The sequence below is a fragment of the Streptomyces sp. NBC_00322 genome (assembly GCF_036147535.1).
GTDB lineage: Bacteria > Actinomycetota > Actinomycetes > Streptomycetales > Streptomycetaceae > Streptomyces.
On record NZ_CP108019.1, the window covers coordinates 3,525,046 to 3,549,113 of the forward strand.

Below are 24,068 nucleotides of genomic sequence, written 5' to 3' on the forward strand. Positions count from 1 at the left end.
TCGATCGCCTCAACGATACGGCAGGTGTGCCCTAGCTCACGTCCCGGCCGCCCAGCCGGTTCATCCGGCCGGCCGCAGGTGCACGATGTCGCCCGCACTGATCGCCTGCCGCCCCCCGCCCTCCGTGGACAGCACCAGCCGCCCGTCGCCGTCGATCGCGACCGCCTCGCCGATCACCGAGCGTTCGCCTGGCAGCTCGGCCCGTACGCTCCGTCCCAGCGTCGCGCAGCCAGCCGCGTACGCCTCCTGGAGCCCCGAGAGGCCCGGGTCGCCGCCCGCCGCGCGCCAGTCGCCGTACCACTGCTCCAGCGAGCGCAGCACGGCCCGCAGCAGCGGGTCACGGTCGGTGGAGATCGCGTTCGCGAGGGCGAGGGAACCCGCCTCCGGGACCGGCAGCTCCTCGGTACGCAGGGTGACATTGAGGCCGATACCGATGACCACAGCGTCGTCGCCCGCCCGCTCGGCGAGGATCCCGCCGGTCTTGCGCTCCTCGCCGTCGATCTTTACCAGCAGGTCATTGGGCCATTTGAGGTACATGTCCACCCCGGCGGCGCGGGCGAGACCGGTCGCGGAGGCCACCCCGGCGAGCAGCGGCAGCCAGCCCCAGCGCTCGACCGGGATGTCCGCTCCGGGCTTGAGCAGTACAGAGACGAACAGCCCGGAGCGCGGGGGCGCCGTCCAGGTGCGGTCCAGGCGTCCCCGCCCGGCCGTCTGCACCTCGGCGACGAGCACGGCCCCCTCCTCCAGGGACCCGGCTCGGGCCGCCAGGTCGGAGTTGGTGGACCCGGTCTCGGGCACGATGTCGAAAGAGGTCCACAGCCCGCCCGGCTGCAGCAGCGAGTGGCGCAGCGCGGCTTCGTTCAGCGGCGGCCGGTCGAGGTCGGACCAGCGGCTCCGGGGCGCATTCTCAGGCGTCATGCAAGCCAGGTTAGGTGTGGTAAACGACGCACTGCCGAACGGTATGCGCGCCGATACGCTACGAGTCAGTAGCCACCGACCCCGTGACCAGCCAGGGAGCCGCATCCCGATGTCCGAGCCGGAACAGATCGACATTCACACCACCGCAGGAAAGCTGGCGGATCTGCAGCGCCGTGTTGACGAGGCGACGCATGCCGGTTCCGCGCGCGCGGTGGAGAAGCAGCACGCCAAGGGCAAGTTGACCGCCCGTGAGCGCGTCGATCTGCTGTTGGACGAGGGTTCGTTCGTAGAGCTGGACGAGTTCGCCCGGCACCGTTCCACGGACTTCGGCATGGAGCAGAACCGCCCCTACGGCGACGGTGTGGTCACCGGCTACGGCACGGTCGACGGCCGCCCGGTGGCGGTCTTCTCCCAGGACTTCACGGTCCTCGGCGGGTCCCTGGGCGAGGTCTTCGGCCAGAAGATCATGAAGGTGATGGACTTCGCGCTGAAGACGGGCTGCCCCGTCGTCGGCATCAACGACTCCGGCGGCGCCCGCATCCAGGAGGGCGTCATGGCCCTCGGCATGTACGGCGAGATCTTCCGCCGCAACACCCATGCCTCCGGCGTGATCCCGCAGATCTCGCTGGTCGTCGGACCGTGCGCGGGCGGCGCCGTCTACTCCCCCGCGATCACCGACTTCACGGTGATGGTCGACCAGACCTCGCACATGTTCATCACCGGACCCGATGTCATCAAGACGGTCACCGGAGAGGACGTCGGCTTCGAGGAGCTGGGCGGAGCCCGTACGCACAACACCACCTCCGGTGTCGCGCACCACATGGCGGGCGACGAGAAGGACGCCGTCGACTACGTCAAGTCGCTGCTGTCGTACCTGCCGTCCAACAACCTCTCCGAGGCACCGGCCTTCCCCGAGGAGGCCGACCTGGAGACGACCGACGAGGACCGCGAGCTCGACACCCTCATCCCCGACTCCGCGAACCAGCCGTACGACATGCACACGGCCATCGAGCATGTGCTGGACGACGGCGAATTCCTGGAGACGCAGGCGCTGTTCGCGCCGAACATCGTCACCGGCTTCGGCCGGGTCGAGGGCTACCCGGTCGGCATCGTCGCCAACCAGCCGATGCAGTTCGCGGGCTGCCTGGACATCAACGCCTCCGAGAAGGCCGCGCGCTTCGTGCGTACCTGCGACGCCTTCAACGTCCCCGTGCTGACCTTCGTCGACGTGCCCGGCTTCCTGCCGGGCGTCGACCAGGAGTACGGCGGCATCATCCGCCGCGGCGCGAAGCTGATCTACGCCTACGCGGAGGCGACGGTCCCGCTGATCACGGTGATCACGCGCAAGGCCTTCGGCGGCGCGTACGACGTCATGGGCTCCAAGCACCTGGGCGCCGACCTCAACCTGGCCTGGCCGACCGCGCAGATCGCGGTCATGGGCGCACAGGGCGCGGTGAACATCCTGCACCGCCGCACCATCGCGGGCGCTCAGGACGTCGAGGCGACCCGCGCGGAGCTGATCCAGGACTACGAGGACACGCTCCTCAACCCGTACATCGCGGCGGAGCGCGGCTACGTGGACGCGGTGATCATGCCGTCGGACACGCGCTCGCAGATCGTGAAGGGCCTGCGTCAGCTGCGTACGAAGCGGGAAAGCCTGCCGCCGAAGAAGCACGGCAACATCCCCCTCTAGGAAGGGACCTGACGATGATCAAGGTCGTACGAGGAAATCCCACCCCGGAGGAGCTGGCCGCCGCACTTGCGGTGGTTCAGGCCCGCGCCGCGGCGACGGCCGCGGCGGTGGAAGGCGCGCCGCTGCCGCCGGAACAGTGGTCGGACCCGGCGCGGATCGCCCGCACGCGACGGCCGCTGCCGGGCCCGCGGGCGTGGGCCCGCAGCTACTGGCCGGTCTGAGCCCCGGACCCCGTGCCTCGATCGCCGGACGGGCTGACATTCCAGCCGGTCCGGCGATCGAGGGCATGAGCCCCTGACAGAACAGCAGGCCACGTAGTCCTCGCGACACCGGAAATTGGCCCGTTGTCGGCCCACCGGTTGAGTACCCGTACTCAGGCGCCGCCCGGCCCCCCGCAGCAGGATCGAAGACATGCTGTGGTCCGACCCGGAGAACGAGCCTCCGAAAGAGCTGCGCGAGACGCAGGCGATGATGCGCCGCGCGGGCCTCCTGCTGGCCCTCGCCATGGTGGTGGCGATGTTCGTGGTCGGGCTGCACTGACCGCCGCCTACGATGACCCCATGACCGCTCACCGCCCCCGCCTCGTCCTCGGCTCCGCCTCCCCCGCGCGCCTCAATCTGCTGCGCCAGGCCGGACTCGCCCCCGAAGTGATCGTCAGCGGCGTGGACGAGGACGCGCTGAGCGCACCGACCCCGGCCGAGCTGGCTCTGGTACTCGCCGAGGCGAAGGCCGCCGCCGTGGCCGCGCGCCCGGAGGCCTCCGGCGCGCTCGTCGTCGGCTGCGACTCGGTCCTCGAACTCGACGGCGAGGCCCTCGGCAAGCCGTCCGACGAGGAGGACGCGACCGCCCGTTGGAAGAGCATGCGCGGCCGCTCCGGCATCCTGCAGACCGGCCACTGCGTCGCGGACACGGCGACCGGCCGCAGCGTGTCGGCGACCGCCTCGACGACCGTGCGCTTCGGCGAGCCGACGGACGCCGAGATCGCCGCGTACGTCGCGAGCGGCGAACCGCTGCACGTGGCGGGCGCGTTCACGCTGGACGGCCGCTCGGCGCCGTTCATCGACTCCATCGACGGCGACTACGGCAACGTGATCGGGCTCTCGCTGCCGCTGCTGCGCACGCTGCTGGCCGAGCTCGGCTTCTCGATCACGGATCTGTGGACGGACTGAAGCACCCCCGCCCCGGGGCGGGTTGACGTCAGTCGAGCGTCAGAATCACGTCAGACTCGACACCGGCTCGGGGCCCGGTGAGGGCGGGCTCGGGCCCGCCTCACGACCGGCTCGGATCCCGCTCAGGCAGGTGCGGCGCCGTTCGTCGGAGCGGGCTCGTTGCGGGTCTCTTCCTTCTGTCGCTTCCCGCCATTTCCGTACGCCAGCAGCACCAGGACGATCAGTCCGAGCACCACCATCATGAACGCGAACGCCTCCCAGCCGACGAGACCCACCGTGAGCGCGCCCAGCACGCCGTGCGTGATCGCGCACGAGATCAGCAGGATCCGGGCGACGCGCCCCGGGGCCCGGTCGCGCAGGCCGGTCAGCAGCAGGACCACACCGCAGGCGGCGAGGTAGAGACCGAAGATCCCGCCCATCACCCATGTGCCCGTGACCATCGCGTCCGGGTCCAGGTCGGCGAGCGACATGCTCTGCTTGTCGACGAACGTGGCGAGGATCCCGTTGATCACCACGATGCCGATGGCCTCCACCAGCAGAACAAGTGCGGCCACCACGGCCACCGGTCTGCGCGCCACGGCGCCCCCAACCCTCTGTTACCGGAAGTACGTACGACATCGTGAACGCTACTAACGGGTAAAGGGCGGGACAAGGGGCGCGGCACGCTCGGTCTCACAGCAAAGAATCATTGGGCCATTCGTAGGGACTCGACAAAGAAACGCGCCCGGCCGCTGGCGCCCAGAACAGAGACCTGTGCCACACCACGGGGTTACTGTGCGAGGAAGGAACCCGTCGTACCTTGGTGCGACAAGGGATTTCGCGACTTGCGCGAGCCTCGAATCACGCTCCGTGTGGCATAGCTCACCATTGGGGACGGGTCGAAGGACGGTGTGCGGCTTCCCTAAACTCAGCTTGTTTCAAGGAGGGAGCCATCGTGCGCAAGGTGCTCATCGCCAACCGTGGCGAAATCGCTGTCCGCGTTGCCCGTGCCTGCCGGGACGCCGGGATCGCGAGCGTAGCCGTCTACGCCGATCCGGACCGGGACGCATTGCATGTCCGCGCGGCCGACGAGGCGTTCGCCCTGGGCGGTGACACCCCGGCCGCCAGCTACCTGGACATGGCCAAGGTGCTCCAGGCCGCGAAGGACTCGGGAGCGGACGCCATCCACCCCGGATACGGCTTCCTCTCGGAGAACGCGGACTTCGCGCAGGCCGTGCTGGACGCCGGTCTGACGTGGATCGGCCCGCCGCCGCAGGCGATCCGCGATCTGGGTGACAAGGTCGCCGCCCGTCATATCGCCCAGCGCGCCGGCGCGCCGCTGGTCGCCGGTACGCCCGACCCGGTCGCCGGCGCCGACGAGGTCGTCGCCTTCGCCCAGGAGAACGGGCTGCCGATCGCGATCAAGGCGGCGTTCGGCGGTGGCGGCCGCGGTCTGAAGGTCGCCCGCACCCTCGAAGAGGTGCCGGAGCTGTACGACTCGGCGGTACGCGAGGCCGTCGCCGCCTTCGGGCGCGGCGAGTGCTTCGTCGAGCGCTACCTGGACAAGCCGCGGCACGTCGAGACCCAGTGCCTGGCCGACAGCCACGGCAATGTCGTCGTCGTGTCGACGCGTGACTGCTCGCTGCAGCGCCGCCACCAGAAGCTGGTCGAGGAGGCGCCCGCGCCCTTCCTCTCCGAGGCGCAGAACGCCGAGCTGTACGCCGCGTCCAAGGCCATCCTCAAGGAGGCCGGTTACGTCGGCGCGGGCACCGTCGAGTTCCTCGTCGGTGTCGACGGGACGATCTCCTTCCTGGAGGTCAACACCCGTCTCCAGGTGGAACACCCGGTCACCGAAGAGGTCACCGGCATCGACCTGGTCCGCGAGATGTTCCGTATCGCCGACGGCGAGGAGCTCGGCTACGACGACCCGGCGGTGCGCGGTCACTCCTTCGAATTCCGCATCAACGGCGAGGACCCGGGCCGGGGCTTCCTCCCGGCCCCCGGCACGGTGACCACCTTCGCGCCGCCGTCCGGTCCGGGTGTGCGCCTCGACGCGGGCGTCGAGACCGGTTCGGTGATCGGCCCCGCCTGGGACTCGCTGCTGGCCAAGCTGATCGTCACCGGCGCGACCCGGCAGCAGGCGCTGCAGCGTGCGGCACGTGCGCTGGAGGAGTTCAACGTCGAGGGCATGGCCACCGCCATCCCCTTCCACCGCGCGGTCGTCACCGACCCGGCGTTCACCGCGGACCCCTTCCGGATCCACACCCGCTGGATCGAGACGGAGTTCGTCAACGAGATCAAGCCCTTCGCGGCCCCCACCGACGCGGACACCGAGGACGAGCCCGGCCGCGAGACGGTCATCGTCGAGGTCGGCGGCAAGCGCCTGGAGGTCTCGCTGCCGTCCTCGCTGGGCATGACGCTGGCCCGCACTGGCCTGGCAGCGGGCGCCAAGCCCAAGCGCCGCGCCGCGAAGAAGTCCGCGTCGGCGGCTTCCGGTGACACCCTCGCCTCCCCGATGCAGGGCACGATCGTCAAGATCGCGGTCGAGGAGGGCCAGGAGGTCAACGAGGGCGACCTCGTCGTCGTCCTGGAGGCGATGAAGATGGAGCAGCCACTGAACGCGCACCGCTCCGGCACCATCAAGGGCCTGTCGGCCGAGGTCGGCGCGTCGATCTCGTCGGGTGCGACGATCTGCGAGATCAAGGACTGACGTCCGGCCGAGTGTGTACGTGTGGGGCCTGCCCGGTACGACGACGGGCAGGCCCCACGCGTATGCATCCTGGACACTGAACGCCGGGGGGCGGACTCAGGGAGGACGACGCGATGGCGACCAGTACGGCAGTCGGCTCGGCGCGGCCGATGCGGGCGGATGCGCGCCGCAACTACGAACGGCTGCTGACCGAAGCGCGCGCCGTCTTCGCCGAGTACGGCACCGACGCCTCGCTCGAAGAGATCGCGCGGCGGTCGGGCGTGGGCATCGGCACGCTGTACCGGCACTTCCCCAACCGCCACGCGATGATGAGCGCGGTCTTCCAGGAGGCCCTGGCCGCACTGCTGGAGCGCTCGGGCGAACTGGCCTCGGCGGAGCAGCCCTGCGGGGCGCTGGTGGAGTGGCTGCGCGCCCTCATCACCCATGCGGGTGAGTACCGCGGGCTGGCCCGAGCGCTCATGTCGGCCTCGCACGACGAGACTTCGGCGCTGTCGGCTTGCAGCGTGCCACTGCGCGAGGCGGGCGAACGGCTGCTGATCCGGGCGCAGGAGAGCGGGGCGGTGCGGGCGGATGTCTCGATCGGCGACCTGATGCAGTTGACGAACGCGATCGCACTGGCGGCGGAAGAGGAGCCGGGGGACGCGGAGTTGGCGGACAGACTGCTGACGCTGACCCTGCGGGGTCTGAAGGGGAGCGCGGTGGCCCGGGCCTAGGCGATCCGGCGTGCCGTGGCCCGGGCTTGGGCGGTCCAGGCTGCCGACTCCGTGGTGCGCGGGCTGCCGCGCCTCGGGCCTAAGGCGGTCCAGGCTGCCCGGCACCGTGGTGCGCGGGTCCCGGGGGTCGCGCGGCTCGGGCCTGAGCGGTCCGGGTAGCCCCGTGCCGCGGTGCGCGGGTCCCAGGGGTCGCGCGGCTCGGGCCCGACGCGGCGCGCAGGCCCCCGGCTCCTCGGCGTCGGCGGCGATGAGGGGTCCGTATTGGTCACCCGGTGTTGGCAGCCAATCGGGGTCCCCCCGCGAAACCACCCACCGGAAAGCAACCACCAACGCCCCCTGGCCCAGGGTGGCCACGAACGCTGGAAACTCCGCGGCGAAGCCGCTGGAGTCTCGGGGCGTGGGGGCGTCAGCCCCCACCAACCCTCCCCCTTCGGGGGTCTGGGGCGAAGCCCCAGTTACGGGAAGGGGCGGGGTGGGGGAACAAGCCGCCGCCCGCACCACACGGCACCGGGCACCCCAAAGCCGCACCAACGCCCCCGGCCCACGGCACCCACGACCCCGGTGCCTATCGGCGGCGTAGGTCCGCCACCCTCGCCGCCCTCTCCCCCGGAGGTTCCGACGTCAGAGCGTTGCGCAGCTGAGGGCCCGGCCCGGCCCCGCCGCGGGTGCGGCGTTGGGACGGGAGCGGGACGTCGCGGCGGGGCTGGCGGCCGGGCGCGGCCGTGTCCGACGGCGCGCCCGAGCCCGCCACCGCGATCTGGACGCCCTGGTCCGCCAGCGCCTGGAGTTCCGTCGCCGCCCGGTCGTCGTGCGTCGGCGGCTCGTCCGTGACCAGCCGCGTGATCACATCCGTCGGCACCGTCTGGAACATCGTGTCGGTGCCGAGCTTGGTGTGGTCCGCGAGGACCACGACCTCCGCCGCGGCCTGGACGAGCGCCCGGTCGACGCTCGCCGAGAGCATGTTGGACGTGGACAGGCCACGCTCGGCCGTCAGCCCGCTCCCCGAGAGAAACGCCCGGGACACCCGCAGGCCCTGCAGGGACTGCTCCGCCCCGCTGCCCACCAGCGCGTAGTTGGAGCCACGCAGCGTCCCGCCGGTCATGACGACTTCGACCCGGTTGGCATGGGCCAGAGCCTGGGCGACGAGCAGGGAGTTGGTGACGACGGTCAGTCCGGGGACGCGCGCGAGCCGGCGGGCCAGCTCCTGCGTCGTCGTCCCCGCTCCGACCACGATCGCCTCGCCTTCTTCGACGAGGCTCGCGGCGAGATCGGCGATGGCCGTCTTCTCCGCGGTCGCGGACAGGGATTTCTGCGGAAAGCCGGACTCCCGCGTAAAACCGCCCGGCAGTACCGCACCGCCGTGACGGCGGTCGAGGAGTCCTTCTGCCTCCAGAGCCCGCACGTCCCGCCGTACGGTCACTTCGGAGGTCTGGACGACGCGGGCGAGCTCACGGAGCGACACGGCTCCGTTGGCGCGCACCATTTCGAGGATCAATTGGCGACGTTCTGCAGCGAACACGAAACTGACAGTAACCTGACCGACCGATACTTTTCAGCACTATGCGCCGAATAACAGAAGTTGCGCACAGACGGGACCGCCAAGTGGTATGGGCGGCCCGGGAGTTGATCAGTTGCCGGGTGGAGTGCCCGGGGTTCGTCGGGTTTGCGCCCGCATCACCCTTCGCCGGCCGCCTTGCGGGTGTGCAACTGCCGTGCCACCTCGGCGATCGACCCCGACAGAGAGGGGTACACGGTGAAAGCGTTTGCGATCTGTTCCACCGTCAGATTGTTGTCGACCGCGATCGAGATGGGATGGATCAGTTCGCTGGCGCGCGGTGAGACGACCACGCCGCCGACCACGATGCCCGTGCCCGGACGGCAGAAGATCTTGACGAAGCCGTCCCGGATGCCCTGCATCTTCGCGCGCGGGTTGCGCAGCAGCGGCAGCTTGACGACGCGCGCGTCGATGATGCCCCCGTCGACGTCCGCCTGGCTGTAGCCGACGGTCGCGATCTCCGGGTCGGTGAAGACGTTGGACGAGACGGTCTTGAGGTTCAGCGGCTGCACCGCGTCGCCCAGGAAGTGGTACATCGCGATACGGCCCTGCATGGCCGCGACGGAGGCGAGTGCGAAGACCCCGGTGACGTCACCGGCCGCGTACACGCCGGGAGCGTTCGTACGGGAGACCTTGTCGGTCCAGATGTGGCCCGAGTCCCTGAGCCGGACGCCGGCCTCCTCCAGGCCCATGCCCGCGGAGTTCGGGATCGCGCCGACCGCCATCAGACAGTGCGAGCCGGAGATGACGCGGCCGTCGGAGAGCGTGACCTCGACCCGGTCGCCGACGCGCTTGGCGGACTCGGCGCGGGAGCGGGCCATGACGTTCATGCCGCGGCGGCGGAAGACGTCCTCCAGGACCGCGGCGGCGTCCGGGTCCTCGCCCGGCAGCACGCGGTCTCGGGAGGAGACGAGGGTGACGCGGGAGCCGAGCGCCTGGTACGCGCCGGCGAACTCGGCGCCGGTGACGCCGGAGCCGACCACGATGAGCTCGTCGGGGAGCTCGGTGAGGTCGTACACCTGGGTCCAGTTCAAAATGCGCTCCCCGTCGGGGAGCGCATCGGGGATCTCGCGCGGGTGGCCGCCGGTCGCGATCAGCACGGCGTCGGCGGTCAGCGTCTCCTCGGAGCCGTCCGCGGCGGTCACGACCACCTTGCGGGAGCCGTCCATCGCCTGCCTGCCCACCAGCCGGCCGCGGCCGCGCATCACCCGGGCGCCGGCCCGGGTGACGGAGGCGGTGATGTCGTGGGACTGGGCGAGCGCGAGCCGCTTCACCCGTCGGTTGACCTTGCCGAGGTCGACGCCGACGATCCGGGCGGCCTGCTCCATCGGCGGGGTGTCGTCGGCCACGATGATGCCCAGCTCCTCGTGCGAGGAGTCGAAGGTCGTCATCACCTCGGCCGTGGCGATCAGGGTCTTGGAAGGTACGCAGTCGGTCAGCACAGAAGCCCCGCCGAGGCCGTCGCAGTCGACGACGGTCACCTCCGCGCCGAGCTGGGCGCCCACCAGGGCCGCCTCGTATCCGCCGGGTCCGCCGCCGATGATCACGATCCGGGTCACTGGGGTTACGCCTCGCGCTCTCGTTCGTTCTGCCGGGGTTCGGGGGGTGGCCCCTTTGGACTGCAGTACGTCCTCCATTGTCCCGCACGGTTCAAGTGCCCTCGCCCCGGGTCCCTTCATCGGTGAACCGCAACCACCCGCGCCCCTCCCGTACCCTCGATCCCATGTCGCTCTACGCCGCGTACGCCGGCAACCTCGACGCGCGGCTGATGTCCCGCCGCGCCCCGCACTCACCGCTGCGCGGCACCGGCTGGCTCAACGGCTGGCGGCTGACCTTCGGCGGCGAGCAGATGGGCTGGGAGGGGGCACTGGCCACGATCGTGGAGGCGCCGCGCTCCCAGGTCTTCATCGCGTTGTACGACATCGCCCCGATGGACGAGGACTCGATGGACCGCTGGGAGGGTGTCGGCCTGGACATCTACCGGCGCATGCGGGTCCGGGTGGACACCCTGGACGGCGAGGAGCCGGCCTGGGTGTACGTGCTGAACGGATACGAGGGCGGGCTGCCGTCAGCGCGCTATCTGGGGGAGCTGGCCGATGCGGCGGACTCGGCGGGCGCTCCGCACGACTATGTGATGGAGCTGCGGAAGCGGCCTTGCTGATGCGTTCACCGTCGCGTTCGTGGGAAACGACAAGGCAACGATCCGAAGACCGGCTGCTGCGTCATCTACGCGCGTAGGAAATGACCGGCTACCCTCGTCGGCGTGAACGCATCTGTGAATCCGGACCTCAACGGCGTTAGCGCCGACCCCCACGCCGCAGCCGACGCCGCCGCCGCGCGCCTGCGCGAGCTGACCGGCGCCGAGACGCATGACGTAGCCCTGGTGATGGGCTCCGGCTGGGCACCGGCCGTCGACGCGCTCGGTACGCCCGAGGCCGAGTTCCCGGTCACCGACCTGCCCGGCTTCCCCCCGCCGGCGGTCGAGGGCCACGGCGGCACGATCCGCTCGTACCGCATCGGCGTGAAGCGGGTGCTGGTCTTCCTGGGCCGTACGCACTTCTACGAGGGCCGTGGCGTGGCCGCGGTCTCGCACGGGGTGCGGACGGCGGTGGCCGCGGGCTGCAAGACCGTCGTGCTGACGAACGGCTGCGGCGGTCTGCGCGAGGGCATGCGCCCCGGACAGCCGGTGCTGATCAGCGACCACATCAACCTGACGGCGGCGTCGCCGATCATCGGCGCGAACTTCGTGGACCTGACGGACCTGTACTCGCCGCGGCTGCGGGCGCTGTGCAAGGAGATCGACGCGTCGCTGGAGGAGGGCGTGTATGTCCAGTTCCCCGGCCCGCACTACGAGACGCCGGCCGAGATCAACATGGTCCGCGTCATGGGCGGCGACCTGGTCGGCATGTCCACGGTCCTCGAGGCGATCGCCGCGCGGGAGGCGGGCGCTGAGGTGCTGGGCATCTCCCTGGTCACGAACCTGGCGGCGGGGCTTACGGGGGAGCCGCTGAACCACGAGGAAGTGCTGCAGGCGGGGCGGGATTCGGCGGCGCGGATGGGCGAGCTGCTGACGCGGGTGCTGGACCGGATCTGACGGTCCGGCTCCGCGGGGGCTTTGGGGTGCGGGGTCGGGGGTGCGCCGGTGCCGCGCGGCGCGGGTCTTGGCGTCCGTTGCGCGGGCCCGTCGCACGGCGCGAGTTCCGGGTTCGCCCGCGAAACCACCCACCGGGCAGCAACCACCAACGCCCCCTGGCCCAGGTCCACCACGAATGCTGGAAACGCGAAGCCGGCGCCGTTCCCCGTCGGGGTCCGGGTCTGGGGCGGTTCGCCCGCGCCGGGGCACGCGGCCCCGCACCGCTCCCGGGAGGCCAGGGCACAGCCCCCGTGCGGCGCAGCCGCGTCGATACAGCCGGGAAGGGGCGGGGTGGGGGAACAAGCCATGCACCCGCCCCACCTCGCCCCGCACACGCGGACGTCCGTCCAGAATGGCCGGGCGACCAAACCACACGAGAGGCGGACCAACCGTGCAGCAGGACCTCATCGCGCGGGCCAGCGCGTGGCTGGCGGAGGACCCGGACAGTGAGACCCGGGACGAGCTCGGCAAGCTCATCGAGGCGAAGGATGTCGACGAACTCGCCGCGCGGTTCAGCGGCACGCTGGAGTTCGGGACGGCCGGGCTGCGCGGCGAGCTCGGGGCCGGGCCCATGCGGATGAACCGGGCCGTGGTGATCCGGGCGGCCGCCGGGCTCGCCGCGTATCTCAGGGCGAAGGGCCAGGGCGACGGCCTCGTCGTCATCGGGTACGACGCCCGGTACAAGTCCGTCGACTTCGCGCGCGACACCGCCGCGGTGATGGTCGGCGCGGGGCTCCGCGCCGCCGTGCTGCCGCGCCCGCTGCCGACCCCCGTGCTCGCGTACGCCATAAGGAATCTCGGCGCGGTGGCCGGGGTCGAGGTCACCGCCAGCCACAACCCGCCGCGCGACAACGGCTACAAGGTCTACCTCGGCGACGGCTCGCAGATCGTGCCGCCCGCCGACGCCGAGATCGCCGCGGAGATCGCCGCCGTGGCGAGTCTGGACGACGTGCCGCGCGCCGTGAGCGGCTGGGAAACCCTCGGTGACGAGGTCCTGGACGCCTATCTGGCGCGTACGGACGCGGTCCTGACCCCCGGCTCCCCCCGCACCGCCCGCGTCGTCTACACGGCCATGCACGGCGTCGGCAAGGACGTGCTGACCGCCGCCTTCGCCCGTGCCGGATTCCCCGCGCCCGTCCTCGTACAGGAGCAGGCCGAGCCCGACCCGGCGTTCCCGACGGTCTCGTTCCCCAACCCGGAGGAGCCGGGGGCGATGGATCTCGCCTTCGAGACCGCTCGCCGGGTCCGGCCCGACATCGTCATCGCCAACGACCCCGACGCGGACCGGTGCGCCGTCGCCGTCCCGGACGGCGGGGACTGGAAGATGCTCCGCGGCGACGAGGTCGGCGCGCTGCTGGCCGAGCACCTCGTCCACAAGGGCGCCCGCGGCACGTTCGCCGAGTCGATCGTGTCCTCGTCCCTGCTGGGGCGGATCGCCGACGCGGCGGGGCTGCCGCACGAGGAGACGCTGACCGGCTTCAAGTGGATCGCCCGTGTCGAGGGCCTGCGTTACGGCTACGAGGAGGCGCTCGGCTACTGCGTCGACCCCGAGGGCGTACGCGACAAGGACGGCATCACCGCCGCGCTGCTCGTCGCCGAGCTGGCCTCCGAGCTGAAGGAGCAGGGCCGGACACTGACCGATCTGCTCGACGACCTCGCCGTCGCGCACGGGCTGCACGGCACCGACCAGCTGTCCGTGCGGGTCGAGGATCTGAGCATCATCGCGAACGCCATGCGCAGGCTGCGCGAGCAGCCGCCGACCGTGCTCGCCGGGCTGCGGGTCGTCTCGGCCGAGGACCTGAACCGGGGCACGGACAAGCTGCCGCCCACGGACGGCCTGCGCTACCACCTCGACGGCGAGTTCAAGGCGCGCGTCATCGTCCGCCCGAGCGGCACCGAGCCCAAGCTCAAGTGCTATCTGGAGGTCGTGGTCCCGGTCGCGGACGCGAGCGAACTCCGGGGCGCGCGCGAGCGGGCCGCCGAGATCCTGGACGGGATCAAGCGGGATCTGGCGGAGGCCGCCGGCATCTGACCCCGGTACGCGACCACAGGCCGACCACGAGACCCGACCGCCCGAAAGGGTGATTCTCGTTCGGAGTCGAGGCGGCTGCGCCCGCTCGCCGGGATCGTCCGGGCAATGGTGACCCGGTGTCGCCTGCGGCGCGTACATGCTGCTGGTGTGGAAGGGCCCGCCATAAGGGTGTTGGGGCGGGCGGCCCGTTTGCGCGGGGCGCTGCCCTCGCGGCGCGAAACGGCAGGGCCGCCCGGGCCCTGAGGGCGCCGTGCCATAAGCCGCGAGGCAGCGAAACAGTCCCGCGAGACCGCCCGCTGCACCCCGTGGCGCGAAGCCGCCGCCGACGGACGCACAGCGGCGTCAGCGCCCCGGTCCCGTCAGGGCTTCGGAAAGGGACGGGGCGGGGACCCAACAGCCCGCGCCCCGGACCCCGCACAGCCTGCGCGTCAGCCCGTCGCCAGCAGGATGACCAGCAGCACCGCACCCGCCACCGCCGGCGCCGCGATCTCGTACGCCCAGCGGACCTGCGGCTCACCCTTCGCACCCGGCTTGCCCGCATTGCGCTCCAGCAGCTCCCGCAGATCCGCCATCGCCCGGTCCGCCGCGGGCATCAGCGGCGAGGAGTTGGTGGAGTCGGCGCCTGTCGGCGTCCGGCCGCGCGTGACGCCGTTCGCGGGCGAGAGCGGGCGCCGCGCGGCCCTCTTGCGCGCCCGCAACGAGACGGGGATGGCCCAGAGCTGGTACTTCGTATCTTCCTGGGTGAAGACCTCGCAGGAGTACCCGGCCCGCACATCCGCGACGGCCGCCCACGGAATCGTGATCGTCCGGAAGGGGTTCCTGACCCGCATCCGGTCGTCGTTCGCGAAGACCGCGGGCCGCAGCGTGAAGGCGACCACCAGCGGGACGGCGAACAGTGCCCCGGCGAGGGCCGCCCACGGCGTGCGCCCCTCGCCCCGTACGACCGCGTCTCCGGTGAGCCAGGCGATGAGCGCGAGCAGCAGCACTCCCCCGGCCATCCCGGCGGGCGACCGGAAGACCCGGTCGGCGTACGTGGGCTCGGTGGGCTGCTGGGGACTCGTCATGACTCCGATTCTGCCGTACGTCCCCGCGCCGCCGACCCGGTCCACCCCGCGCCCGGGGGACAAGCCCTCGACCCCACCCCCTGTACAGGCCGCTACGCGCGTAGATATGCTCATCTGGTGACCATGCCCACCATCCCCACCGCATTCGCTGACGTGACCGCGTCCGACAGCACACTGCGGCGCTTCCTCCACGGCCTGCCCGGCGTCGACGCCGTCGGCCTGGAGGCCCGCGCCGCAGGGCTCGGTACGCGTTCGATCAAGACCACGGCCAAGGCGTACGCCATCGATCTGGCCATCTCGATGATCGACCTGACGACGCTCGAAGGCGCGGACACCCCGGGCAAGGTCCGGGCGCTCGCCGCCAAGGCCGTCCACCCCGACCCGACCGACCGCACCACTCCCTCGACCGCGGCGGTCTGCGTCTACCCCGACATGGCCGCGATCGCCGCCGAGGCCCTCAAGGGCTCCGGCGTCAAGGTCGCCTCCGTCGCCACCGCCTTCCCGGCCGGCCGCGCCGCGCTCGACGTGAAGCTCGCGGACACCCGCGACGCCGTCGCCGCCGGGGCCGACGAGATCGACATGGTGATCGACCGTGGTGCCTTCCTCTCGGGCCGCTATCTCAAGGTCTTCGAGGAGATCCGCGCCGTGAAGGAGGCCGCGGGCCCGGCCCGGCTGAAGGTCATCTTCGAGACCGGCGAGCTCTCCACGTACGACAACATCCGCCGCGCCTCCTGGCTCGGCATGATCGCCGGCGCGGACTTCATCAAGACCTCGACCGGCAAGGTCGCGGTCAACGCCACCCCCGCCAACACCCTGCTCATGCTGGAGGCTGTGCGCGACTACCGCGCGCAGACCGGCATCCAGATCGGCGTGAAGCCCGCGGGCGGCATCCGCACCAGCAAGGACGCGATCAAGTTCCTGGTCCTGGTCAACGAGACCGTGGGTGCAGACTGGCTGGATAACCACTGGTTCCGCTTCGGCGCGTCGAGCCTGCTCAACGACCTGCTCCTGCAGCGTCAGAAGCTCGCCACCGGCCGTTACTCCGGCCCCGACTACGTGACGGTGGACTGATCACCATGGCATCTGCATCTGCATCTGTATTCGAATACGCGCCTGCACCCGAATCGCGGTCGATCGTCGACATCGCGCCGTCGTACGGCCTGTTCATCGACGGCGAATTCACCGACTCCGCCGACGGCAAGGTCTTCAAGACGGTCTCCCCCTCCACCGAGGAGGTCCTCGCCGAGGTCGCCCAGGCCGGCGCCGAGGACGTGGACCGTGCCGTGAAGGCGGCCCGCAAGGCGTTCGAGAAGTGGTCGGCGCTGCCCGGCCAGGAGCGTGCCAAGTACCTCTTCCGTATCGCACGGATCATCCAGGAGCGCTCGCGCGAGCTCGCCGTCCTGGAGACCCTCGACAACGGCAAGCCGATCAAGGAGACCCGCGACGCGGACCTCCCCCTGGTCGCGGCGCACTTCTTCTACTACGCGGGCTGGGCCGACAAGCTCGACCACGCCGGCTACGGCGCGGGCCCGAAGCCCCTCGGCGTCGCGGGCCAGGTCATCCCCTGGAACTTCCCGCTGCTGATGCTCGCCTGGAAGATCGCCCCGGCGCTCGCCACCGGCAACACCGTGGTGCTGAAGCCCGCCGAGACGACCCCCCTCTCCGCCCTCTTCTTCGCGGACATCTGCCGCCAGGCGGGCCTGCCCAAGGGCGTCGTCAACATCCTTCCGGGATACGGCGAGACCGGCGCCGCGCTCGTCGAGCACCCGGACGTCAACAAGGTCGCCTTCACCGGCTCGACCGCCGTCGGCAAGGCGATCGCGCGTTCCATCGCCGGTACGGACAAGAAGGTCACCCTGGAACTGGGCGGCAAGGGCGCGAACATCGTCTTCGACGACGCCCCCATCGACCAGGCCGTCGAAGGCATCGTCTCCGGCATCTTCTTCAACCAGGGCCAGGTCTGCTGCGCGGGCTCCCGCCTGCTGGTCCAGGAGTCGGTCGAGGACGAGGTGCTCGACTCCCTCAAGCGCCGGCTCTCCACGCTGCGCCTGGGTGACCCGCTGGACAAGAACACCGACATCGGTGCGATCAACTCCGCGGAGCAGCTGGCCCGTATCAAGGCCCTGACCGAGACGGGCGAGGCGGAGGGGGCCGAGCGCTGGTCCGCCCCGTGCGAGCTGCCGAGTTCCGGCTACTGGTTCGCGCCGACCCTGTTCACGAACGTCACGCAGGCGCACCGGATCGCGCGCGACGAGATCTTCGGCCCGGTCCTGTCCGTGCTGACGTTCCGTACGCCCGACGAGGCGGTCGCCAAGGCCAACAACAGCCAGTACGGCCTGTCGGCGGGCATCTGGACGGAGAAGGGCTCCCGCATCCTCGCGGTCGCGAGCAAGCTCCGGGCCGGTGTCGTGTGGGCCAACACGTTCAACAAGTTCGACCCGACCTCGCCCTTCGGCGGCTACAAGGAGTCGGGCTTCGGCCGCGAGGGCGGCCGTCACGGTCTGGAGGCCTACCTCGATGTCTGAAGCGACTCGTCTTGGCGTCCTCAAGACCTACAAGCTGTACGTCGGGGGCAAGTTCCCCCGCTCCGAGAGCGGCCGGGTGTACGAAGTGACCGCGAAAACATCAGCCGCTGGCGCGGCGGGCAAGGGCAAGTGGCTGGCCAACGCCCCCCTCTCCTCCCGCAAGGACGCGCGTGACGCGGTCGTCGCGGCCCGCAAGGCCTTCGGCGGCTGGTCGGGCGCGACCGCGTACAACCGCGGCCAGATCCTCTACCGCATCGCCGAGATGCTGGAGGGCCGCAGGGACCAGTTCGTACGCGAAGTCGCGGACGCGGAGGGCCTGTCCAAGTCGAAGGCCGCGGCCGTCGTGGACGCGGCGATCGACCGCTGGGTCTGGTACGCGGGCTGGACCGACAAGATCGGCCAGATCGTGGGCGGGGCGAACCCGGTCGCGGGCCCGTTCTTCAACCTGTCCACCCCCGAGCCGACCGGCGTCGTGACGATCCTCGCGCCGCAGGAGTCGTCGTTCCTGGGGCTGGTCTCGGTGCTCGCCCCGGTGATCGCGACGGGCAACACGGCGATCGTGATCGCTTCGGAGAAGTCCCCGCTCCCGGCGCTCTCGCTCGGCGAGGTGCTGGCCACGTCCGACCTTCCCGGAGGCGTGGTCAACGTCCTCTCGGGCCGGACCGCGGAGATCGCCACGCCGCTGGCCTCGCACCAGGACGTCAACGCCATCGACCTCACCGGTGCCGATGACGTACTGGCGAAGGAGCTGGAGATCGCGGCGGCGGACAACCTCAAGCGCGTCCTTCGTCCACAGCCTGTGGATTTCTCGGCCGATCCCGGCACGCACCGCCTGACCGCCTTCCTGGAGACGAAGACGGTCTGGCATCCGACGGGCTCACTCGGCGCGTCCGGCTCGGCGTACTGACCGGTCCGGCCCCCATGGCCGAGCCCCCTGCCGCCCCGTCCGGCGGCAGGGGGCTCCTTCATGCCCGGCTCAGGCCGCTCAGGCCCGGCTCAGGCCCCGCTCAAAAGGGCAGCATCGCGGACGCGCCGCCCACCACCGGCAGGTCCTCGACGGCCTGGCCCTGGGTCAACTGGTCCGTCGCCGTCGTCGTGCCGACCGGCTTGAAGTCGGCCACCTGGGTGGCAACGCCGTTGTTCAACGGGTCGACGCCGGTCTTGGCCAGCGGGTTGAGCGGGAGGCTCTTGAGCTGCCCGACACCGGCCACCGAGTTGGTGACCAGGCCGGTCGGACCCTGGGCCTGGTCCGCGTCGAGCATGTCGAGGCCCACGGGTGCCGTCGGCGCGGCATGCGCGGCGGCCTCACCCGCACCGAGGGCCGCGGCCACCGCCGCGACGGTCAGACCCGCACGCAGCAGGGTGAGCCGCCGGGACTGGGGAGCTGTGTGACGTGCCATGGGATTCCTGACTGAGTGGGTAATCGGACGAGTACGCAGCGTAGTTGAGGTGTGATGCTCAATACCAACGCCCGCCCCGAGGGGTCCCCTTCACGGGTCAATGCCTCACACTGGTGTCCCGTGACCTCTTCCCCCATGCCCACTCGTGTCGTGCTGCTCTCGGGTCCCTCCGGGTCCGGAAAGTCCTCCCTCGCCGCCCGTACCGGTCTGCCGGTGCTGCGCCTGGACGACTTCTACAAGGAGGGCGACGACCCGACGCTCCCGCTGGTCGCGGGCAGTTCGGACATCGACTGGGACTCCCCGGCGTCGTGGGACGCGGACGCGGCGGTGGCGGCGGTCGCGGAGCTGTGCCGTACGGGACGCACGACAGTGCCCGTGTACGACATCGCCACGAGCTCGCGCGTCGATGTGGAGGCGTTCGCCATCGACCGCACGCCGTTGTTCGTGGCGGAGGGGATCTTCGCGGCGGACATCGTCGGGCGCTGCCAGGAACTGGGCGTACTGGCGGACGCGCTGTGTCTGCGCGGCCGCCCGTCGACGACGTTCCGCCGACGGCTGACACGGGATCTTCGCGAGGGCCGCAAGTCGGTGGGCTTCCTGTTGCGCCGCGGCTGGCGCCTGATGCGCGCGGAACGGGGCATCGTGGCCCGCCAGACGGAACTGGGCGCGTTCCCCTGCGGCAAGGCCGAGGCCCTCGGCCGCCTCGCGGCCGCGGCAGCGGGCCGCCGCCGGACGCCTGCGGCGCGCACGATGGCCTGACGGGGTTCTCCCCGCCCACCCGCTCATGACCGTGGGGGTACGGGGGTACCCCCACACCCCCGCGGTTCGCAGCAGCTTCGCGCCGCGCCCGGAGCCGGTACGGAAGTCCCGCGCCGCGCGCCTGCGGGGATGTACGGAAACCCGGGCCCCCGAGCTGGGAGGAGCTCAGCCCGCTCCCCGAACCAGCCAGGAAGCGCCGGTCGCGGCCGGCGTCCGCCGTAAACCGCCCGCATGTACCGCAAGCAGCCATGGAGCAACCCCCACGCAGAGCAAGCGCCTCCGCGAAGGCGGCGCCGGTTCAGGCGCAAGGCACAGCGCAAAACGCGGCGGGGCCGGACAAGACCCCCCGGCCTGTCCGGTCCCGCTCTGTATCCCCCGTGGCCCCCGTGACCCCCGTGGTCCCCCGTTCCCGCCGTCTCCCCCGAAACGGCGGCCCCGTTCCCCCCGTTGCCCTCAGGCCACCAGCTCGCCGAAGGACTCTTCCTCGTCACGGCCGAAGCTGAGGACCTCGTCCTCGCGCAGCCGGCGGAGCGACCGCCAGATGCTCGACTTCACCGTGCCGACACTGATGTCCAGGATTTCCGCGATCTCCGGGTCGGTGCGGCCCTCGTAGTAGCGAAGGACCAGCATCGTCCGCTGGAGTTCGGGCAGCCTGGCCAGCGCCTGCCAGAGCACCGCGCGCAGTTCCGTACCCCGCATCGCGTCGGTGTCGCTCGCCGTCTCCGGCAGCTCCTCCGTCGGGTACTCGTTGAGCTTGCGCCGGCGCCACGCGCTGATGTGCAGGTTGGTCATCGTGCGGCGCAGATATCCCCCGACCGCCGCCTTGTCGCTGATCCTGTCCCAGGCCCGGTACGTGGAGAAGAGGGCGCTCTGCAGCAGATCCTCCGCCTCGAACCGGTCCCCGGTCAGGTGGTACGCGGTCGCGTACAGAGAGGCGCGGCGTTCCTGCACGTAGGCGGTGAACTCCGCCTCCGACAGGCTCGTCCGCTCCCCCGTGGCCTCTCCGTACGCCGCACCGCTTGCCCCCACGTTCGCGTCAACGACCGTCATGTACGACGGCTTGTGCTGACGCCCGGCGCTGCGAACGCACCCCCGCCCGTTCACCGCGCCGGACTTCTCGGTGCTCCTCACGACGTCGTGGAGACGCGTGACAACTGCGCTTGAGTTGGTGCTGTGCAGTGCGTTCATCTCGCGCCCCCCGTCGAGTGGCTGTTTCCGTCCGTGTGCCAAAAAGATTGCCCGGGCAGTTTCATGGCGCTGTCCGTCGACTGTCACAGGCCTGTCACAGGGCCCACCGGAGTCTCGTTGATCAGCGGTCCGGGCCCGGTCAGGACCCCCTCGCGAACCGTGGAACAAAGCGCTCGAAACGCCTCTCACAAGGGGAGGAGTCGTGTGAGAGCGCACCAGCAGTCGAACTACGGCTCCCCCATGGGACAGAATGACCTCCGTGCCTTTCCTGTTGCTGATCGAGGACGACGACGCCATCCGCACGGCCCTCGAACTCTCGCTGTCACGCCAGGGCCACCGAGTGGCCACCGCGGCGACGGGCGAGGACGGCCTGAAACTGCTGCGTGAGCAGCGGCCGGACCTGATCGTGCTGGATGTGATGCTGCCCGGGATCGACGGTTTCGAGGTGTGCAGGCGCATCAGGCGCACCGACCAGCTGCCGATCATTCTGCTGACCGCACGCAGCGACGACATCGATGTGGTCGTGGGTCTTGAGTCGGGCGCGGACGACTATGTCGTCAAGCCCGTGCAGGGCCGCGTGCTGGATGCCCGGATCCGTGCCGTACTGCGGCGCGGTGAGCGGGAGTCCACCGATTCGGCGACCTTCGGCTCGCTGGTGATCGACCGATCCGCGATGACGGTCACCAAGAACGGCGAGGATCTGCAGCTCACGCCGACCGAGCTGCGGCTGCTCCTCGAACTGAGCCGCAGGCCCGGGCAGGCGCTGTCGCGGCAGCAGCTGCTGCGGCTGGTGTGGGAGCACGACTACCTCGGCGACTCACGACTGGTGGACGCGTGCGTGCAGCGGCTGCGCGCGAAGGTGGAGGACGTACCGTCCTCGCCGACCCTGATCCGTACGGTGCGCGGTGTGGGTTACCGGCTGGACGTCCCCCAGTGAGAGATGTGCACGCCATGACCCCCGTGAACGGAAGCACTCGGTGAGCGGTGCCGCGAAGCGCGCGATACTCGCCGGACTTCGCTGGACGAGCCTTCGGCTCCGTCTCGTCGTCGTCTTCGCCCTGGTCGCACTGACCGCCGCCGTGTCCGCCTCGGGCATCGCGTACTGGCTCAACCGGGAAGCCGTGCTGACCCGTACGCAGGACTCGGCGCTCGGCGACTTCCGCCAGGGGATGCAGAACCGGGCCGCCGCGCTGCCGCTGCGGCCCACCCAGAGCGAACTGCAGAAGACCGCCGAGCAGATGGCCGGAGGCAACGCCGGCTACAGCGTGCTGCTCATCGGCGAGCGCGACAAGGGCAAGCCGATCGTCGGCGCCTCCGATCCGGACAACTTCACGCTCGACGACGTCCCGGCCAAGCTGCAGGAGGCCGTCAACGAGCGGCAGGGCGTGGGCGCGGGCAACTCCGTCCCGTACCACCTCTACTGGCAGCGCACCCAGCGCCACGGCAGGCCCTATCTGGTCGGCGGCACGCGGATCATCGGCGGCGGCCCGACCGGCTACGTGTTCAAGTCGCTGGACCAGGAGCGCCAGGACCTCAACTCCCTCGCCTGGTCGCTGGGGATCGCCACCGCGCTTGCCCTGGTCGGCTCGGCGCTGCTCGCGCAGGCCGCTGCCACCACCGTCCTCAAGCCGGTGCACCGGCTGGGCGAGGCGGCCCGGCGGCTCGGCGAGGGCAAGCTCGACACCCGGCTGCGGGTCTCGGGCACGGACGAACTCGCCGAGCTGGCAAGGACGTTCAACAAGACGGCCGAGTCGCTGGAGAAGAAGGTCGCGGACATGAGCGCGCGGGAGGAGTCCAGCCGCCGCTTCGTCGCCGACATGTCGCACGAGCTGCGCACCCCGCTGACCGCGCTCACCGCCGTGGCCGAAGTGCTCGAGGACGAGGCCGACAGCCTCGACCCGATGATCGCGCCCGCCGTGCACCTGGTGGTCAGCGAGACCCGTCGGCTCGGTGACCTCGTCGAGAACCTGATGGAGGTCACCCGCTTCGACGCGGGCACGGCCAGGCTCGTCCTGGACACGGTCGACGTCGCCGACCAGGTGACCGCCTGCATCGACGCGCGCGCCTGGCTGGACGCGGTGGACCTGGACGCCGAGCGCGGGATCATGGCGCGGCTCGATCCGCGCAGGCTCGATGTGATCCTGGCGAATCTGATCGGCAACGCACTCAAGCACGGCGGTTCGCCGGTACGGGTGTCGGTGCGGCCGGTCGACCACGAGCTGCTGATCGAGGTACGGGACCACGGGCCCGGCATTCCCGAGGACGTGCTGCCGCATGTCTTCGACCGCTTCTACAAGGCGAGCGCCTCGCGGCCGCGCTCCGAGGGCAGTGGGCTCGGGCTGTCGATCGCGATGGAGAACGCCCATATCCACGGCGGCGACATCACCGCGGCCAATTCGGCGGACGGCGACGGCGCGGTGTTCGTGCTGCGGCTGCCGCGCGACGCCTCGTCGCTGAACGACGGCGACGGGCACGGCGACACGGACGCGGACCAGGACCCCGCGGACGACCGGGGAGAGGAAGGCACGCAGTGACACGCGTGAAGGGCCGTACCCGGCGCACGGCAGCGGCACTCGCCGTACTCATGGGCGTGGCCGTCCTCGGCGGCTGCGGGATCCGGCCCACCCAGGTGCCCGTCGACGCCGGTCCCGCGCCTTCGCGGGTGCCCTGCGAGGTGACCGGGGAGAACATCACGCCCCAGGCACAGCCGCAGGGCGTCCCGGTCCGCGTCTACCTGGTCTGCGCCTCCCAGCTGGCGTCCGTGGACCGTACGGCTCCGATGTCCGACGGGAAGGCGGGCGACAGCCGTCTTCGGGCCGCCCAGGCGCTCCTCGACGAGCTCGAGAAGGAGCCTTCGGCGCCGGAGCACGAGGCGGGCTTCGCGACGTACGTACGAGGACCCCTCACTCTGAGCGGCGCGCGCAAGGGAGATCCGGCGGGGACGCTGCGGCTGAGCCGCCAGCCGGAGGATCTGCCGACGACGGCGCTTGCCCAGATCGTGTGCACCTTCGCGGAGAGCCGGGCGGGAGCGGCCGACGGCTCGGTGCTGCTGGGCGGGCCCGGGGATTACGCGCCCCGCGGGTACCAGTGCTCGGCCGGAGCCAAGGAGCGGCCCCAGGAGGCCGTACCGACGCTCGGCGCGCTGCCCTCGGCGTCGTAGAGAGTCCCCCGAGCGTCCCGCGGAGCTTCCTCTTCGAGGCGGGCGGAACCGATTCGCGGGAAGCGTGCGT

Annotated in this window: 23 protein-coding genes; 16 read left to right on the forward strand and 7 right to left on the reverse strand. The window is 71.0% G+C overall.

The genetic code is table 11. The features are described from left to right. Positions 1–60: 60 nt before the first annotated feature. Entirely contained in the window at positions 61–918 is an 858-nt protein-coding gene (locus tag OG905_RS15790; protein ID WP_328670135.1) for a biotin--[acetyl-CoA-carboxylase] ligase, read from the reverse strand. Positions 919–1,027: 109 nt separating this feature from the next. Here OG905_RS15790 and OG905_RS15795 point away from each other — a divergent pair, with 109 nt between their 5' ends. The 4 genes from OG905_RS15795 to OG905_RS15810 all read left to right on the forward strand — a co-directional run bounded on the left by OG905_RS15795 (position 1,028) and on the right by OG905_RS15810 (position 3,780). Continuing rightward, complete coding sequence (locus tag OG905_RS15795; RefSeq protein WP_328670137.1) at positions 1,028–2,611, forward strand: acyl-CoA carboxylase subunit beta; 1,584 nt, start codon at positions 1,028–1,030, stop codon at positions 2,609–2,611. 14 nt (positions 2,612–2,625) lie between these two features. Then, positions 2,626–2,832 carry an acyl-CoA carboxylase epsilon subunit gene (locus OG905_RS15800; RefSeq protein ID WP_328670139.1) on the forward strand — a complete coding sequence of 69 codons (207 nt, stop codon included), beginning with the start codon at positions 2,626–2,628 and terminating at the stop codon, positions 2,830–2,832. A gap of 190 nt (positions 2,833–3,022) precedes the next feature. Next, entirely contained in the window at positions 3,023–3,151 is a 129-nt protein-coding gene (mmpB, locus tag OG905_RS15805; protein WP_266486898.1) for a morphogenic membrane protein MmpB, read from the forward strand. A gap of 20 nt (positions 3,152–3,171) precedes the next feature. Then, positions 3,172–3,780, forward strand: coding sequence for a nucleoside triphosphate pyrophosphatase (locus tag OG905_RS15810; RefSeq protein ID WP_328670142.1), 609 nt, complete (start codon positions 3,172–3,174; stop codon positions 3,778–3,780). 122 nt (positions 3,781–3,902) lie between these two features. On the opposite strand, the gene OG905_RS15815 is transcribed toward OG905_RS15810, so the two are convergent. Continuing rightward, entirely contained in the window at positions 3,903–4,358 is a 456-nt protein-coding gene (locus tag OG905_RS15815; RefSeq protein ID WP_328670144.1) for a hypothetical protein, read from the reverse strand. Between the two features lie 356 nt (positions 4,359–4,714). On the opposite strand from OG905_RS15815, the gene OG905_RS15820 reads away from it, so the two are divergent. Together OG905_RS15820 and OG905_RS15825 are read left to right on the forward strand one after the other, a co-directional pair. After that, positions 4,715–6,469 carry an acetyl/propionyl/methylcrotonyl-CoA carboxylase subunit alpha gene (locus tag OG905_RS15820; RefSeq protein WP_328670147.1) on the forward strand — a complete coding sequence of 585 codons (1,755 nt, stop codon included), beginning with the start codon at positions 4,715–4,717 and terminating at the stop codon, positions 6,467–6,469. A gap of 113 nt (positions 6,470–6,582) precedes the next feature. Continuing rightward, on the forward strand, positions 6,583–7,182 hold the full coding sequence (locus OG905_RS15825; RefSeq protein ID WP_328670149.1) for a TetR/AcrR family transcriptional regulator: 600 nt from the start codon (positions 6,583–6,585) through the stop codon (positions 7,180–7,182). A gap of 565 nt (positions 7,183–7,747) precedes the next feature. Here OG905_RS15825 and OG905_RS15830 read toward each other — a convergent pair. Together OG905_RS15830 and OG905_RS15835 are read right to left on the reverse strand one after the other, a co-directional pair. Continuing rightward, the gene (locus OG905_RS15830) at positions 7,748–8,665 is read right to left on the reverse strand and encodes a DeoR/GlpR family DNA-binding transcription regulator (RefSeq protein WP_443044072.1); all 918 of its coding nucleotides are present in this window, start codon (positions 8,663–8,665) and stop codon (positions 7,748–7,750) included. Between the two features lie 191 nt (positions 8,666–8,856). Then, on the reverse strand, positions 8,857–10,296 hold the full coding sequence (locus OG905_RS15835; protein WP_328670153.1) for an NAD(P)H-quinone dehydrogenase: 1,440 nt from the start codon (positions 10,294–10,296) through the stop codon (positions 8,857–8,859). A gap of 164 nt (positions 10,297–10,460) precedes the next feature. On the opposite strand from OG905_RS15835, the gene OG905_RS15840 reads away from it, so the two are divergent. The 3 genes from OG905_RS15840 (at position 10,461) to OG905_RS15850 (ending at position 13,902) form a co-directional block, all read left to right on the forward strand. Then, the gene (locus OG905_RS15840) at positions 10,461–10,898 is read left to right on the forward strand and encodes a gamma-glutamylcyclotransferase (RefSeq protein ID WP_328670154.1); all 438 of its coding nucleotides are present in this window, start codon (positions 10,461–10,463) and stop codon (positions 10,896–10,898) included. A gap of 102 nt (positions 10,899–11,000) precedes the next feature. Beyond that, positions 11,001–11,831 carry a purine-nucleoside phosphorylase gene (locus OG905_RS15845; protein WP_328670156.1) on the forward strand — a complete coding sequence of 277 codons (831 nt, stop codon included), beginning with the start codon at positions 11,001–11,003 and terminating at the stop codon, positions 11,829–11,831. A gap of 391 nt (positions 11,832–12,222) precedes the next feature. Then, complete coding sequence (locus OG905_RS15850; RefSeq protein ID WP_328670158.1) at positions 12,223–13,902, forward strand: phospho-sugar mutase; 1,680 nt, start codon at positions 12,223–12,225, stop codon at positions 13,900–13,902. Between the two features lie 428 nt (positions 13,903–14,330). Here OG905_RS15850 and OG905_RS15855 read toward each other — a convergent pair whose 3' ends face one another. Beyond that, positions 14,331–14,966 carry a PH domain-containing protein gene (locus OG905_RS15855; protein WP_328670160.1) on the reverse strand — a complete coding sequence of 212 codons (636 nt, stop codon included), beginning with the start codon at positions 14,964–14,966 and terminating at the stop codon, positions 14,331–14,333. Positions 14,967–15,089: 123 nt separating this feature from the next. Here OG905_RS15855 and deoC point away from each other — a divergent pair, with 123 nt between their 5' ends. From deoC to OG905_RS15870, 3 genes are read left to right on the forward strand one after another with little or no spacing between them, the layout of a single operon-like run. After that, complete coding sequence (gene deoC, locus OG905_RS15860) at positions 15,090–16,037, forward strand: deoxyribose-phosphate aldolase (RefSeq protein WP_328682375.1); 948 nt, start codon at positions 15,090–15,092, stop codon at positions 16,035–16,037. Positions 16,038–16,042: 5 nt separating this feature from the next. Then, positions 16,043–17,491, forward strand: a complete 1,449-nt coding sequence (locus OG905_RS15865; protein WP_328670162.1) for an aldehyde dehydrogenase family protein — start codon at positions 16,043–16,045, stop codon at positions 17,489–17,491. After that, on the forward strand, positions 17,484–18,398 hold the full coding sequence (locus OG905_RS15870) for an aldehyde dehydrogenase family protein (protein ID WP_328670163.1): 915 nt from the start codon (positions 17,484–17,486) through the stop codon (positions 18,396–18,398). The genes OG905_RS15865 and OG905_RS15870 overlap by 8 nt, the downstream gene beginning before the upstream one ends. A gap of 100 nt (positions 18,399–18,498) precedes the next feature. Here the strand turns inward: OG905_RS15870 and OG905_RS15875 are convergent, their stop codons facing one another. Then, positions 18,499–18,891: a hypothetical protein gene (locus OG905_RS15875; RefSeq protein WP_328670165.1), complete on the reverse strand. Its 393-nt coding sequence runs from the start codon at positions 18,889–18,891 to the stop codon at positions 18,499–18,501. A 54-nt stretch (positions 18,892–18,945) separates the two neighbouring features. On the opposite strand from OG905_RS15875, the gene OG905_RS15880 reads away from it, so the two are divergent. Next, positions 18,946–19,650, forward strand: coding sequence for a uridine kinase (locus tag OG905_RS15880; protein ID WP_328670167.1), 705 nt, complete (start codon positions 18,946–18,948; stop codon positions 19,648–19,650). Between the two features lie 453 nt (positions 19,651–20,103). Here OG905_RS15880 and OG905_RS15885 read toward each other — a convergent pair whose 3' ends face one another. Next, a complete protein-coding gene (locus OG905_RS15885; RefSeq protein WP_328670169.1) occupies positions 20,104–20,838 on the reverse strand; it encodes a SigE family RNA polymerase sigma factor in 735 nt (244 codons plus the stop codon). A 259-nt stretch (positions 20,839–21,097) separates the two neighbouring features. Between OG905_RS15885 and afsQ1 the strand changes: the two genes are divergently transcribed. The 3 genes from afsQ1 to OG905_RS15900 are packed head-to-tail and all read left to right on the forward strand — an operon-like array spanning position 21,098 to position 23,998. Then, positions 21,098–21,775 carry a two-component system response regulator AfsQ1 gene (afsQ1, locus tag OG905_RS15890; protein ID WP_175257369.1) on the forward strand — a complete coding sequence of 226 codons (678 nt, stop codon included), beginning with the start codon at positions 21,098–21,100 and terminating at the stop codon, positions 21,773–21,775. A 40-nt stretch (positions 21,776–21,815) separates the two neighbouring features. Continuing rightward, positions 21,816–23,372 carry a HAMP domain-containing sensor histidine kinase gene (locus OG905_RS15895; RefSeq protein WP_328670190.1) on the forward strand — a complete coding sequence of 519 codons (1,557 nt, stop codon included), beginning with the start codon at positions 21,816–21,818 and terminating at the stop codon, positions 23,370–23,372. A 5-nt stretch (positions 23,373–23,377) separates the two neighbouring features. Then, entirely contained in the window at positions 23,378–23,998 is a 621-nt protein-coding gene (locus OG905_RS15900; RefSeq protein WP_443044073.1) for a hypothetical protein, read from the forward strand. Positions 23,999–24,068: the final 70 nt, after the last annotated feature.

Bases quoted from the DNA above. Each gene is read 5' to 3' on its own strand.
- OG905_RS15880 (WP_328670167.1), top strand. From the start codon at position 18,946: ATGCTCAATACCAACGCCCGCCCCGAGGGGTCCCCTTCACGGGTCAAT.
- OG905_RS15840 (WP_328670154.1), top strand. From the start codon at position 10,461: ATGTCGCTCTACGCCGCGTACGCCGGCAACCTCGACGCGCGGCTGATG.
- deoC (WP_328682375.1), top strand. From the start codon at position 15,090: ATGCCCACCATCCCCACCGCATTCGCTGACGTGACCGCGTCCGACAGC.
- OG905_RS15830 (WP_443044072.1), bottom strand. From the start codon at position 8,665: ATGGTGCGCGCCAACGGAGCCGTGTCGCTCCGTGAGCTCGCCCGCGTC.
- mmpB (WP_266486898.1), top strand. From the start codon at position 3,023: ATGCTGTGGTCCGACCCGGAGAACGAGCCTCCGAAAGAGCTGCGCGAG.
- OG905_RS15810 (WP_328670142.1), top strand. From the start codon at position 3,172: ATGACCGCTCACCGCCCCCGCCTCGTCCTCGGCTCCGCCTCCCCCGCG.
- OG905_RS15855 (WP_328670160.1), bottom strand. From the start codon at position 14,966: ATGACGAGTCCCCAGCAGCCCACCGAGCCCACGTACGCCGACCGGGTC.
- OG905_RS15825 (WP_328670149.1), top strand. From the start codon at position 6,583: ATGGCGACCAGTACGGCAGTCGGCTCGGCGCGGCCGATGCGGGCGGAT.
- OG905_RS15795 (WP_328670137.1), top strand. From the start codon at position 1,028: ATGTCCGAGCCGGAACAGATCGACATTCACACCACCGCAGGAAAGCTG.
- OG905_RS15875 (WP_328670165.1), bottom strand. From the start codon at position 18,891: ATGGCACGTCACACAGCTCCCCAGTCCCGGCGGCTCACCCTGCTGCGT.
- OG905_RS15800 (WP_328670139.1), top strand. From the start codon at position 2,626: ATGATCAAGGTCGTACGAGGAAATCCCACCCCGGAGGAGCTGGCCGCC.
- OG905_RS15850 (WP_328670158.1), top strand. From the start codon at position 12,223: ATGGCCGGGCGACCAAACCACACGAGAGGCGGACCAACCGTGCAGCAG.
- OG905_RS15870 (WP_328670163.1), top strand. From the start codon at position 17,484: ATGTCTGAAGCGACTCGTCTTGGCGTCCTCAAGACCTACAAGCTGTAC.
- OG905_RS15790 (WP_328670135.1), bottom strand. From the start codon at position 918: ATGACGCCTGAGAATGCGCCCCGGAGCCGCTGGTCCGACCTCGACCGG.
- OG905_RS15865 (WP_328670162.1), top strand. From the start codon at position 16,043: ATGGCATCTGCATCTGCATCTGTATTCGAATACGCGCCTGCACCCGAA.
- OG905_RS15885 (WP_328670169.1), bottom strand. From the start codon at position 20,838: ATGAACGCACTGCACAGCACCAACTCAAGCGCAGTTGTCACGCGTCTC.